The 12,436-nt window shown below is 71.6% G+C and carries 13 protein-coding genes; 5 read left to right on the top strand and 8 right to left on the bottom strand.

The window, feature by feature from the left end; translation table 11 throughout:
* Window positions 1-2: 2 nt before the first annotated feature.
* Window positions 3-482 carry a cation-translocating P-type ATPase C-terminal domain-containing protein gene (locus OG974_RS05930; RefSeq protein WP_327279869.1) on the top strand — a complete coding sequence of 160 codons (480 nt, stop codon included), beginning with the start codon at window positions 3-5 and terminating at the stop codon, window positions 480-482.
* On the opposite strand, the gene OG974_RS05935 is transcribed toward OG974_RS05930, so the two are convergent.
* The 5 genes from OG974_RS05935 to OG974_RS05955 all read right to left on the bottom strand — a co-directional run bounded on the left by OG974_RS05935 (window position 419) and on the right by OG974_RS05955 (window position 3,786).
* Complete coding sequence (locus OG974_RS05935; protein ID WP_371645669.1) at window positions 419-1,408, bottom strand: nitroreductase family protein; 990 nt, start codon at window positions 1,406-1,408, stop codon at window positions 419-421. The two genes, OG974_RS05930 and OG974_RS05935, sit on opposite strands and share 64 nt — an antisense overlap.
* A 23-nt stretch (window positions 1,409-1,431) precedes the next feature.
* On the bottom strand, window positions 1,432-1,710 hold the full coding sequence (locus tag OG974_RS05940) for a hypothetical protein (protein WP_371645671.1): 279 nt from the start codon (window positions 1,708-1,710) through the stop codon (window positions 1,432-1,434).
* A gap of 77 nt (window positions 1,711-1,787) precedes the next feature.
* The gene (locus tag OG974_RS05945; protein ID WP_371645673.1) at window positions 1,788-2,414 is read right to left on the bottom strand and encodes a CBS domain-containing protein; all 627 of its coding nucleotides are present in this window, start codon (window positions 2,412-2,414) and stop codon (window positions 1,788-1,790) included.
* Between the two features lie 13 nt (window positions 2,415-2,427).
* On the bottom strand, window positions 2,428-3,033 hold the full coding sequence (locus OG974_RS05950) for a CBS domain-containing protein (RefSeq protein ID WP_328764522.1): 606 nt from the start codon (window positions 3,031-3,033) through the stop codon (window positions 2,428-2,430).
* Between the two features lie 90 nt (window positions 3,034-3,123).
* Window positions 3,124-3,786 carry a CBS domain-containing protein gene (locus OG974_RS05955; RefSeq protein WP_371645676.1) on the bottom strand — a complete coding sequence of 221 codons (663 nt, stop codon included), beginning with the start codon at window positions 3,784-3,786 and terminating at the stop codon, window positions 3,124-3,126.
* 276 nt (window positions 3,787-4,062) lie between these two features.
* Between OG974_RS05955 and OG974_RS05960 the strand changes: the two genes are divergently transcribed.
* The 4 genes from OG974_RS05960 (at window position 4,063) to OG974_RS05975 (ending at window position 10,240) form a co-directional block, all read left to right on the top strand.
* A complete protein-coding gene (locus tag OG974_RS05960) occupies window positions 4,063-4,971 on the top strand; it encodes a universal stress protein (RefSeq protein WP_327279874.1) in 909 nt (302 codons plus the stop codon).
* Window positions 4,968-5,825, top strand: a complete 858-nt coding sequence (locus OG974_RS05965) for a universal stress protein (RefSeq protein ID WP_371645678.1) — start codon at window positions 4,968-4,970, stop codon at window positions 5,823-5,825. Before OG974_RS05960 ends, OG974_RS05965 begins: the two co-directional genes overlap by 4 nt.
* Window positions 5,826-5,833: 8 nt before the next feature.
* Window positions 5,834-8,410 carry a cation-translocating P-type ATPase gene (locus OG974_RS05970; protein ID WP_371645680.1) on the top strand — a complete coding sequence of 859 codons (2,577 nt, stop codon included), beginning with the start codon at window positions 5,834-5,836 and terminating at the stop codon, window positions 8,408-8,410.
* Between the two features lie 96 nt (window positions 8,411-8,506).
* Complete coding sequence (locus OG974_RS05975) at window positions 8,507-10,240, top strand: GAF domain-containing protein (protein WP_371645682.1); 1,734 nt, start codon at window positions 8,507-8,509, stop codon at window positions 10,238-10,240.
* 44 nt (window positions 10,241-10,284) lie between these two features.
* Here OG974_RS05975 and OG974_RS05980 read toward each other — a convergent pair whose 3' ends face one another.
* The 3 genes from OG974_RS05980 to OG974_RS05990 all read right to left on the bottom strand — a co-directional run bounded on the left by OG974_RS05980 (window position 10,285) and on the right by OG974_RS05990 (window position 12,390).
* Window positions 10,285-10,749 carry a cyclic nucleotide-binding domain-containing protein gene (locus OG974_RS05980; protein ID WP_327279878.1) on the bottom strand — a complete coding sequence of 155 codons (465 nt, stop codon included), beginning with the start codon at window positions 10,747-10,749 and terminating at the stop codon, window positions 10,285-10,287.
* Window positions 10,750-10,887: 138 nt separating this feature from the next.
* Window positions 10,888-11,595, bottom strand: coding sequence for a response regulator transcription factor (locus tag OG974_RS05985; RefSeq protein ID WP_327279879.1), 708 nt, complete (start codon window positions 11,593-11,595; stop codon window positions 10,888-10,890).
* A gap of 153 nt (window positions 11,596-11,748) precedes the next feature.
* On the bottom strand, window positions 11,749-12,390 hold the full coding sequence (locus tag OG974_RS05990; RefSeq protein ID WP_327279880.1) for a CBS domain-containing protein: 642 nt from the start codon (window positions 12,388-12,390) through the stop codon (window positions 11,749-11,751).
* Window positions 12,391-12,436: the final 46 nt, after the last annotated feature.

Here is a 12,436-nt window from a genome sequence, read left to right on the forward strand (position 1 = left end):
ACGTGCTGTGGCGGGCGGGCTGGCATCCCGGCGACCCCACCGGCCCCGGAACCCCGCTGCACCACGCCTACCTGACCGCCACCACCACGACGTTCGCCGGCATCGTCACCTGCCAGGTCGGCACGGCCATCGCCGCCCGCACCGACCACGCAGCGCTGCGGGACATCGGCTTCTTCTCCAACCCGCTGCTGCTCGCCGGCATCGCCTTCGAACTCGTCTTCACCGCGGCGCTCGTCTACGCGCCGCCCCTCCAGAACCTCTTCGACACCGCCGCCCTCCCCGCGGACGTCGTCCTGCTCATCGCCGCCTTCCCGCCGCTGGTCTGGGGGACGGACGAGCTCCGCCGCTGGGCCCGGCGCCGTCACCACAGCGCATCGCGTCCCGGAGACGTGATCAAGCCCGGGGCGGCGCCGCAACGTCAAACAACCTCCAGGACCTCGTCGACGGGGCGACGGGGGGTGTCGGGCCCCTGCGGGCCGTAGCCGAGGCGCAGGACCATCTGGACGTGACCCATGGCCTCGGCCGGATCGCGGACCGTCCACCGCAGCTCCCGCCACTCCAGGGGCTGGGAGGTCATCGAGGTCGCGAGGCCGTCGGTCGTCGCCTGGAGGAGGACGCGCTCCAGCGCCTGGCCGGCTCGCAGCCAGTCGACTCGCGTGTCCGTCGCAGTGCCGAGCAGGGCGAGCTGCGGTCGCTTCTCGAACACGGCCCAGCCGCGGCCCGGCGTGGGCCGGTCCCGCCCGAAGTCCCGTACGGGGGCAGACCTTCCGGAGCTGCGCGGACCGAAGGCGGCGGCGGGAATGCCGTCGCGGCGCGCGTCGGTCGTGGCCTGCGTACGGGAGGTCCAGGCAGAGGTCTCCGCCCGGACGAGCGGATCGATGTCCTCCCGGTGCTCGGCGTCGCGTACCAGCCCGAGCACGGTCTCCAGGTGCCAGTCGCCCGGAACGGTCAGCCGGCAGCCCTCCAGGCGGGCAGCGCTCCTCAAGCCGTCCATGAGAGCGTCCGGCACCAGCTCGTCGCTGAAGGGGAAGCGGCTGGTGTGCCGACGTCGGAGAGCGTCGTGCAGGGTCGCCAGCTCGTGGTCCTCTTCGGAGGGCCCGTCGATGGTTGCCGCTCCCAGCAGCCACGGTTGCGAGTCGTCGGGCAGCAGCCGCACCTGCGCCCGCAAGCCGTGCCGGACCGCGGACACACGCAGGTTGAACAGGGCTGCAGCGCAACCGACGTGCAGGGCACGGTAGTTCGGGTCGGTGCGCGTCATGGCGCGTTCCGGATCGCCGTGCAGTTCGACGGTGTTGCTGTCGGAGCGGTACACGAATTTCCATGGCTGGGCGTTGTGCATGGACGGGGCGGTGACGGCGTCGTCGACGAGTTGGGCGACGGTCTCGGTGGTGATGTGGGGTGCGGTCACGGGACTGGTCCTGTCTGTGGGTCTCAGTCGTGTGCCACGACGGCGACCGGTGGGGTGGCGTGGTGCATCGCCGCGTGGGTGATGGGGCCGGTGCGGGGGCCGAGTGCTGAGCGGCCGGTGCGTCGTCCGACCACGACGAGTGCCGTGTCGCAGACGGGCGGGAGCGACCAGCCGCGGACGACGACGAGCGGGCAGGTCCGCCGGTCCGCGAGCGGAACGTCGAAGGGCCCGTACTGCGCCCGGTCGGCCGCGGTGCTGCCGGGGTCCGTTCCGTCCAGACCCACTGTGATCCGGTTCGACATGACGTTCCTCCGGGGCGGGATGGTCGGCTGTTCCAGACTCCGCCCATCGCGGTGTGACGGGGAGGGACCGAGTGGCCCTATCGGGGACCGAACGGCTCCCCGTGCCGTTCTGCGCTGGTGGGCCCCGCCACGGTGAGCCTGCTGTCCACGTCGATGACTCCGTCGGTGCTCTGGCAGAGGCGGACCACCACGGGCAGCAGCTCGGGCCACGGCAGGGTGCCGCTGAGCGTCACCAGGCCGTCGTCGACGTCGACAGTGATCGACGAGGGAGCGAGGTCGAGCGTCCGGGTGAGGACGTCCTCGACGATCTCTTCCTGGATGGCGCGGTCACGGCGCAGGAACAGCCCGATCAGGTCACTGCGGCTGAGCACACCGGTCACCCGGCCGTCCGTACCGATGACCGGCAGCCTCTTGACGCCGTGCCGCTGCATCAGCCGGGCCGCGCGGACGACGCTCCACTCGGGCCGGGCGGTGACGGCCGGGCTGGTCATCAGCTGTTCTGCCGTCGCGGCGCCACCAGCGGGCCGCCGACGGAGCAGGTCGGCTTCGGAGACGACGCCGACCGGGTGCCCGGCCTCGTCGACGACGGGCACGGCGGTGATGTCGAAGTCTTTCAGGAGCCGCGCGATTTCCTTGAAGGAGGTGGTGCGCCCGACCGTGACAGCGGTGGGCGTCATCAGGTCGGCGACCCTGCGATGCCTCATTGCGGCCGTCCCCTCAGGCGGGTGCGGGGACGGTGAAGTCCGCCTTCACGTCCACGACGCCGGAGACGGTCCGGACCGCGCGTACGACGGCGTCTTCCAGCGTTGGTTCGGGGAGTGAACCGTGCAGGTGGGCGACGCCGTTGGCGACGTGGACGTACACCTCGGCGGCGGACCCGCCCGGAAGCAGTTGGTACATGATCATCTCGCGGATCTCGGCTCCGATGTCCGGATCGGGGCGCAGGTAGACCTTCAGCAGGTCACCGCGACTGACAACGCCGGTCAGACGGCCGCCGGCGTCCACGACGGGAAGCCGCTTCAGATGGCTGCGAGCCATCAGCCGGGCTGCCGCCCGGATGGTGGCGTCCTTCGGCACAGTCACGGCCGGGCGGGTCATCAGCTGACCGGCGGTGGCGGCACCGGCCGTTCCGGTGTCCTGTTCCCTGAGCAGCAGGTCGGCTTCCGAGACGACACCGATCACTCGCCCCTCCTCGGACAGGACCGGCAGGGCGCTGACGCGCCACATGCGCAGCGCTCCCACGATGTCCTTGAACGCCGTCTCGCGGTCCACGGAGACCGCGGCGTGCGTCATGACGTCATCAACGGTACGCAGGTGTTGCATGGGATACCTCCGTGCGGGGGTGGCCGGCGCCCGTCACTCGTGGGCGACGACGGCCACGACAGGGCACGTACCGGTAGGCGGGTGGCATTTTCACCAGGGGAGCGGCTGGCGACCGGCGTGAGCGGCTGGGGTGTCGTCGGTCCGGGCCGTGATGCGTGATGCCACGGCGACGACCCCGTCGAGTTGTCCGACCAGGCTGACGAGCGCAGGGAGCTGACTCCGGCGCTCGACGAGGCCGTCCAGGGTGACGACGCCGTCCACCACATGGACGTCGACGTCGCCACTCGGCACACCGAGCACCTCCGTGAGGACCTCTTCGACTATGCGTCGGCGTATTTCGGCGTCGGGGCGGACGAACAGGCGCAGCAGGTCCCTGCGGGTGACGATGCCGACCAGCCGGTCCTCCTCGTCCACGACGGGCAGCCGCTCGATGGCCCGGCGGGTCAACAGCCGGGCGGCGTCGGCGGCCGTCTCTTCGGCGTGGATGGTGACTGCCGGGGCGGACATGACGTCGCCCGCAGTGGGTGGTCCTGCGGGCGCGCTGCTCTGCCGGGGTGGTTGGGCGGCCGTCCCTGCGTGTGCCAGGAGGTCCGTCTGGGAGACGACGCCCACCACACGGTCCTCGTCGTCCAGGACGGGAAGGCCGGAGACGTCGTACTGGGCGAGGAGTTTCGCGACCTCCTTGAACGCCGTGTCAGGGGCCACGGAGACGACCTCGTCGGTCATCAGGTCGGCCACGTTGAGGTGCTTCATGCCGTCCTCCTGCTCCTCCGCGTCATGCGAGGTATCGGTCGGTGTCGGGTGTGCCACCACCATCCGTCGGGGCCTGCCGCCGAGCGAGGGCCGAACGGCCCCGTCCGGGGACCGTACGGGCCATGAGGGTCGGGTGGGACGGGACGGCCGGGTGGGGGCGGTGGCCCGGATGGGGACCTTTGGTCCCGTTCCTGGTCCCGGGAGGCCCTCTCCCCGGGGCGTTGTCAGTGGCAGCGTGAGCGGTGTCCCTCATCGGCTTCTCGGTTGGGAGGAATCGTGGAAAGCACCTTCCGTACCCCGGACACCAGCTCCGTGGTCGTGGGCGTGGACGGCTCGGACGCGGCCCGTGCCGCCGCCTCGTGGGCAGCGGGGGAAGCCGTACGCCGCGACCGTCCTCTGCACGTCGTGTACGGCGCCGACACCGACGGCAGGGCGCTCTACCTGTCGGCGGAGACCATCGAACGGGTGCGCGCCAACGGCCGCCAACTCCTGGACGACACGGAGAAGGCTGTGACGGACCAGTACCCCGGTCTGCGCGTGACCACCGAATTCAGCCGGGCGGACGCCGTGACCAGCCTGCACCGGGCCGGTGCCCTGCACGGCACGATCGTGGTGGGCAGCCGTGGCCTGGGCGGATTCACCTCCCTCGTGCTCGGCTCGATCGGCCTGGACGTCGCGGCCTCCGCCACGACCCCCGTCATCGTCGTCCGCGGCACTGACGGGGCGGAGGAGACCGGAACGGTACTCGTCGCCGTCCGTGACGAGTACGACCTCCTGTACGCGAGGTACGCCGCGCGCGAAGCCGAACTGCGCAAGGGGAAGCTCCGCCTCCTGCACGTGTGGAACGTGCTGCAGTCCGTCGGCGAGGTAGTCAGCATGCTCGACGGCGTCGGTGAGATCGCAGGCGTGCACGAAGAAGCCCTGCGGGCCGTCACGGACGCGGTCCGCGACGAGTTTCCCGAGCTCGAAGTATGGGCCGATGCCGAGAAGAGCGTCTCCGTGGCCGGCGTGCTGGTGGAGGCTTCCCGCCACGCCGACCTGCTCGTCATGGGCGGACGCCGTGTCCCCGGGGCCCTGGGAATCGCCCGCAACCTGGGCAGGGCGACGCACAGTGTGCTGCACTACGCGCACTGCCCCGTCCTCCTCATCCCGCGGACCGGAAGCGACTTCGGGAGCGGGTCATGACCGGCCACCGCGGCCGCGACATCGTCGTCTGGATCGACCCCGGAAGGGACTGGCACCTGCCGTTGGCCTGGGCCGCGGACGAGGGCCAGCGCCGACGGCTCCCCGTGCGTCTGGTCCTCGCGGTCCCGCCCGAGCACGACACCCATCACGTCAACGGCACTCCCGGCCAGACGACCTCGCGACGGGCCGGAGCCGACCGACTCGAACAGGCCTGCGACTGGGTGCGCGACAGGCACCCCGAGGTCGAGGTCACCGGCGATCTGCTGAACGGGTTCCCCGCCCCCGCACTGGGCGGCGCGGCGGGGGAAGCCCACATGATCGTCCTCGGCTCGCGGCACCTGAGCCGCACCGCCGAGTTCTTCAGCGCCGGATCCATCGTGGTGCCCGTCAGCGCCCAGGCCCGCTGCCCCGTCGTCGTCGTGGGCGACGCCGAACACATCAGCCAGCAGCCGCCGTACGTCGTCGTGGGCATCGACGGCAGCGCGTCCGCCGCAGCCGCGCTGACCTTCGCCTACGATGCGGCCGACCTGCGCGGAGCCGCCCTACGGGTCGTCTGCGTGTGGCAGCCGCCGGTGTTCATGCTGGACGATGAGGAGGTGGCTCTGCGGGCCCAGCGCACCCTGCTCTCCGAGGCCACTGCCGGGCTTTCGGACAAGTACCCGGACGTGCACGTCACCCACGAGGTCATGACGGGCCACCCGGTCGAGGAACTGGCGCGGGCGGCCGAGCACGCCCTGGCCGTCGTCGTGGGCCGCCGCGGCCGCGGCGGGTACACCGGCATGCGGCTCGGTTCCGTCGTCCACGGACTCCTGCACCGCGCGCACTGCCCGGTGATCACCGTACCGGCGGAGTGAAGGCCGCCATGACCGGTCGTACGACCGACATGACCCCTGTCGGTTCCCCGGCGGGGACGGGGCTGACGGAGGCCGAAGCCGTACGTCGGCTGGCCCGGTACGGCCGGAACGAGGTGGCGCCGCCACGGTCCACCCCTCTCTACGGGCGGGTGATCGCTCAGCTGCGCGATCCGCTGATCATGGTGCTCCTGGGAGCCATGCTGCTGACCATCGCCATCGGGGACCACCCGGATGCCGTCGTCATCGCTCTGGTGGTCGTCTTCAACACCGCCGTGGGAGTGGCGCAGGAAGTCCGCGCGGACCGCGCCGTTGCCGCCCTCTCCACGCTCTCGGCCCCGCACGCCAGGGTGCTGCGCGAGGCCACCCCGCACGAGGTGCCGGCGGCGCTGGTCGTCCCGGGCGACACCCTGCTGCTGGGGGAGGGGGACGTCGTCGCCGCGGACGCCGACCTCACGGAGGCGTCCGCACTCCTGGTGGACGAGTCCATGCTCACGGGCGAATCCGAACCCGTGGACAAGAAGGTCAACGACACGATCAGCGCCGGCACCGTCGTCGTGCGTGGCCGAGGGGCGGCCACCGCGACCGCCACCGGATCCGCGAGTGCGCTCGGTCGGATCGCGGCGCTGCTCGGTGAGGGCCGCGAACTCACCCCGCTCCAGCGCCGCCTCGCCTCGTTGGGGCGGATCCTCGCGGGCGTCACCCTCGCCCTGTGCGTGCTGTTCTTCGCGCTGGGCCTGGTACGCGGCCTGCCGGTGAGCACGATGGCGGTGACCGCCATCAGCCTGGCCGTCGCCGCGGTGCCGGAGTCCCTCCCGGCCGTGGTCACCCTCGCCCTCGCTCTCGGTGCACGCAGGATGGCGGCCCGCAACGCTCTGGTCCGCCGCCTGCCGGCGGTCGAAACCCTGGGCTCCGTGAGCGTCCTGGCCACGGACAAGACCGGCACCCTCACCGAGGGCCGCATGGTCGTCCAGCAGCTGTGGTCGCCGTCCGGCGCCGCGGACGTGTCCGGCAGCGGCTACGAGCCGCGGGGAGAGCTGACCCGTGCGGGCCGACCCCTGGCACCTGAGCAGCTCCGCCCGCTACGGGAGCTCCTCACGGCGGCTGCCCTGTGCAACGACTCGGGCCTGCGACCACCCCGTGAAGGCTCGGACACGTGGACGGCCGTGGGCGACCCCATGGAGGCCGCGCTGCTGGCAGCCGCCGCCAAAGCAGGTTGCCCGGACCAGGCCACGCTGCACCGAGACTGCCCCCGCATCTCGGAGGCGCCCTTCGACAGCCTGCGCAAGCGGATGACCACCCTGCACCACCTTCCCGACGGGAACGTCCTCGTGTGCCTCAAGGGGGCGCCGGAAGCAGTCCTGACCGACACGGTGCTCGCCGAGCCGCCGGACCTACTGGACCGAGCCCACCGCGAGGCTTCTCTCCTGGCCGCGCGGGGGTTCCGCGTCCTGGCCGTGGCAGGCTCCGAACGGCTGGTGTGGGACCTGTCCGCCGCCGAGGCCGAGCAGGGACTGGACCTCCTCGGCCTCGTCGCGATCAGCGACCCCCCGAAGGCGTCGGCAGCCGCGACCTTGGAAGCCTGCCGCGCCGCGGGCATCACCCCCGTCCTCATCACCGGGGACCACCCGGCGACAGCCCACGCCATCGCCGTACGCACCGGTCTCGTGGAGGACGGGCCTGCCGGGGAGGTGATCACCGGGTCCGAAATGGGCGCGGCCCCGGACACCGACCTGACCGGTGTCCGGGTCTTCGCCCGCACCGATCCGCAGCAGAAGTTGGACATCGTCCACGCCTGGCGTGACCGCGGCGCGGTCACGGCGATGACCGGAGACGGCGTCAACGACGGCCCCGCCCTGCGCCAGGCGGACATCGGCGTGGCCATGGGCGCCCGCGGCAGCGAAGTGGCCCGCCAGGCCGCGGACCTGGTGCTCACCGACGACGAGCTCTCCACCGTGGTCACCGCCGTCGAGGAAGGCCGCCGCGTCTACGACAACATCCGGCGTTTCCTCGTCTACGCCATGGCCGGCGGGACCGCCGAGATCCTGGTGATGTTGGCAGGCCCCCTCCTCGGCCTGTCCCTGCCCCTGCGAGCAGGTCAGATCCTGTGGATCAACCTCCTCACGCACGGTCTGACGGGCGTGGCCATGGGCGCGGAACCCGTCAACCCGCAGGCCATGCACCGCCCGCCCCGGCCTCCTGGGCAGCACATCCTGGCCGCGGGCGTGTGGCAGCGCCTCCTCGTTCTCGCAGCGGCGGTGACGGCGTTCAGCCTGGCAGCCGGCCTGGCCGCGCGTGCGATGGACCTGCCCTGGCAGAGCGTGCTGTTCCTGGCTCTGCTCGCGGCACAGCTCGGCGTGGCTCTGGGTCTGCGAGCACGGCTGCTCACCGCGCAGAACCTGTTCCTTCCCGCCTCCGTGGCAGCCTCCGCCCTGCTGGCGATGGCCGCCCTCTACCTTCCCGCGCTGCAGTCGCTCCTGGCCACCGAACCCGTCGGCTGGTCCGGCGCGGGCCTCGCCGTCACGGCCGGCCTCGCGGCGTTGATCACGGCCCGGTTCCTGAGGGGCGCATTCCACGGAAAGGCGTGATCATGGAGTAGCGCCCCCCGGGCGGGAAATCCGCTCGTGCCGGGACTACGGTGAAGGAGGTGGCCCTCCACGCCTGCTGTCGGCCGGAGGTATGACATGTGCGCAGACGGCCGACCCGCTCAGGGGGGCATGCCGCGGCTGCGGCTGGACGAGCTGCTCGACGAGCTCCAGGTGCGCATCGACGAGGTCAGGGGTACCAGGGACCGACTGAACGGACTGCTCGAAGCCGTCATGTCGGTCGGCCGCGAGCTGGACCTGCCCCAGGTCCTGCGCCGCATCGTCGAGGCCGCCGTCGTCCTCGTGGACGCCGAATACGGCGCACTCGGCGTCATCGGCGACGACCACAAGCTGGCCGAGTTCCTGCCCGTCGGCATCACGGACGACCTCCGTGCGCAGATCGGTGACCTGCCCTCCGGCCACGGCATCCTCGGTGAACTGATCCGCCACCCGGAACCCCTGCGGCTGTCGGAGCTGTCCGAACATCCCGCCTCGTACGGCTTCCCGGCCCACCACCCGCCGATGCACTCCTTCCTCGGCGTCCCCATCCGGGTGCGTGAAGACGTCTTCGGCAACCTCTACCTCACGGAGAAGCGCGGCGGAGCCGAGTTCGACGCCGAGGACGAAGCGGTCCTGTCCACCCTCGCCATCGCCGCCGGCATCGCCATCGAGAACGCCCGCCTCTTCGAGGAGGTCCGCCTGCGCGAGCGCTGGCTGGAGGCCAGCTCGGACATCACCAGCTCCCTCCTCTCCGGGGCCCCCGAGGACGAGGTCCTCGCGGGCATGGTGGAGCGCGCCAAGGACATCACCAGCGCCGACATCGGAGTCTTCTACCGCGTCGGCCCTGCCGGAGAGCTGCGCGGATCCATCGCCCTGGGGTACGCCGCAGAGGCCCACCGGGGCATCGTCCTGCCCAGCACCACCGGCACCCTGGCCGAGGCCGCTCTGGCGCGGGACGGGCTGGTCGTGGTCACGGACGTGGAGAGCGACCCGCGCGTCACCGTCCTCCAGCCGGAACGTTGGACGGGTTTCGGGCCGGCCGTGGCCGTGACCGTCGGCACCAAGGACAGACTCAGCGGCATCCTGATGCTGGCCCGGCGCCACGGCCGCGGCGTCTTCGCCACGGCTGAGGTCGCTTCCCTGCCCGGGTTCGCCAATCAGGCCGCTCTGGCGCTCGAACTGGGCGAGCGGCGCCGCGACGCCGAGCAGGTGGTCATGCTCGAAGACCACGACCGCATCGCCCGCGACCTCCACGACCTGGCCATCCAGCGTCTCTTCGCCACCGGCATGACCCTGCAGAGCGCCCAGCGGTTCGTGGACCATCCCGAGGCGACCGATCGCCTCGCCCGCGCCGTGGACGACCTCGACGCCACCATCAAGATCATCCGCTCCACCATCTTCGGGCTCCGCGACCGTGACGCCGTGGGGCGGGCACCCAAGCTGCGCTCCCGCACCGTCCAGGCCGTGGACGCCGCCGCTGAGGGCCTCGGGTTCGCTCCGGCTTTGCGGATGGAGGGGCTGATCGACACGGACGTCCCGGCCGCCGTCGCCGACGAAGTCCTCGCCGTACTCGGGGAGGCCCTCACCAACGTCGCCCGGCACGCCAAGGCCACGCGTGCGGAGGCGTCGATCGTCGCGGAGGGCGGCGTCGTCACGGTGACGGTGACGGACAACGGAGTGGGCCTGCCCGAGGGAGGCCGACGGGGCGGGCTGCGCAATCTCACCGAACGCGCCGAAAGGCTCGGCGGCCGCATGGAAGTCACCTCGCGAGGAGCGGACGAGCGGGGCACGCGTCTTCAGTGGTGGGTGCCGCTCGCCTCACCACCGCCGTGACCCCTGCCGTCGGCGGCGGCGGCGGCCGTGCCTGACGCGCTCGGTCACAAGTAGCTGCCGCTGCCGTAGGGCGCGTACAGGTCGAGCAGGCGGACCCGAGCGGCCTGCAGCCGATGGGCGAGGACCGTCCCGACCCAGTGGCCGAGGGCCGAGCCGAACGCGGTGTCGGCATCGACCAGTGCGCGGACGCGCGCCGCGTCGAACTCGTAGGCGCGGACGGGCGTCATGGCCTCGGCCCCCAGGCGCCAGGTGTACGGCTCGAACAGCCAAGAGCAGCCGACCAGCTCGCCGGCCCCGAGGGTCTCGATGACGGCCGCGCGCCTGCCCGGCACATGAACGTCAAGGGTCACCGTGCCGGACCGGACGATCCAGAACCGGTCCGCCCGGCCGCCCTCGCGGAAGAGACGGGTCCCCTCGTCGAAGTTGGTCTCGCGGGCCAGCTCCATCAGACGGGTGCGGCAGTCGGCGGGCAGCGCCGCATTGAATCGGATGGGAGACGTGGTGCTCATGAACGGCCTCCTAGTTGAGTTCCGCATCCAGTCTCGGCGTGCCACCCGGCCCTGCCATGGGCCCTGTGGGCCTGGGCGGGGGGCCGAACGGCCCAACTCCGGACCGGTCACGTGGTCGGTGCACCGCGTACGCAGCCGCTAGTGCTTCGACGGCGCCTCACCATCGCGCCCTTGGTCGTGGACCTGAGCTGCGATGACGGCTGCCTGCACCCGCCGTTCGACTCCCAGCTTGCCCAGCAGTCGTGAAATGTGGTTCTTGACGGTCTTCTCCGAGAGGTAGAGCTGCTTGGCGATCTGCCGGTTGGTGAGGCCGTCACCGATCAGTCCGAGGACGGCGCGCTCCCGCTCGGAGAGGGCGGCCAGGCGGGCGTCCTCGGGCGCCTTGGCGGCATCCGGGTCGCGCAGCGAGTGCATCAGACGGGCGGTCGTCGCGGGGTCGAGCATGGACTGCCCGGTGGCGACCGTGCGAATGGCGGAGACCAGGTCGGTCCCCTGGATCTGCTTCAGCACGTACCCGGCCGCCCCTGCCATGATCGCGTCCAGCAGGGCGTCCTCGTCATCGAAGGACGTCAGCATCAGGCAGGCCAGGCCGGGCATCCGGGAGCGCAGCTCCCGGCACACCGTGATTCCGTCGCCGTCGGGCAGCCGGACGTCGAGGACGGCGACGTCGGGGCGTAGCGCCGGACCGCGCGCCAGCGCCTGGTCCGCCGTGCCCGCCTCACCCACGACGGTGATGTCCGCCTCGGCGTCGAGCAGGTCCCGCAGCCCCCGCCTGACCACCTCGTGATCGTCGAGCAGGAACACCTTGATGGGCGCCTCGGCGGAGGCGCTCGGTACGTCGGACATGTTCGCCGCCTGATCCGGAACGTCGCGTGCGCATGCTTCCATCCGAATTGTCCCAGGAGGGGTGTCATGCGCACCCGCTGAGCCGAGGCGTGTGGCCCGGTCGGCCGCAGGCGGCAGCCACGGCGTCGACGCACGTCATCGGCAGGGTGAGGGTCATGCGGTGGCCGGGACGGCCCCGTCGAGCTCCATCCGGACGTCGACGACGCCCTCGACGGCGCGGATCGCCCGGGCCAGAAGGGGAACCAGAGCCCGGTCGTGCAGGGGTCCCCGGAGGGCGACGACCCCGTCCTGTACGGAGAAGCCCAAGGTCATGGTCGGCGTGAGTTCGGCGAGCACGGCGCGGACCTCCTCCTCCAGCTCCTCGTCGGGCCGGAGGAAGACCTTGAGCAGGTCGCTGCGGCTGACGACGCCCTCCAGCATGCCGACGTCGTTCACCACGGGGAGCCGCTTGACGCCCTTGCGGGCCATGATGCGGGCTGCCTCGGCAGTAGTGGCGTCCGGATGGACGGTGACCGCCGGGCTCGTCATGAGTTCCTCGGCGAGCACCCCATCGGCTTTGGAGGCCGCCTCCAGCTGGTCCGGCAGGACGGGCTCCTCGCGGCGGAACTCCTCCTTGGGCAGGAGGTCCGCTTCGGAGACGACGCCGACCACACGGCCCTCTCCTTCGAGGACGGGGAGAGCACTGACCTTCCAATCGTGCATCAGCTCGACGATCTCCTTGTAGGACGCCTCACGGCCGATGGCAATGGCGGTGTGGGTCATGACGTCACTGACGGTGTAGCGCGATGCGGGCATGACCGGCTCCTTCGCCGTGGTCTGCTGTCGCCGTGGAACGAGCCCG

This window comes from Streptomyces sp. NBC_00597, assembly GCF_041431095.1.
In the GTDB taxonomy this organism is placed as follows: Bacteria; Actinomycetota; Actinomycetes; order Streptomycetales; family Streptomycetaceae; genus Streptomyces.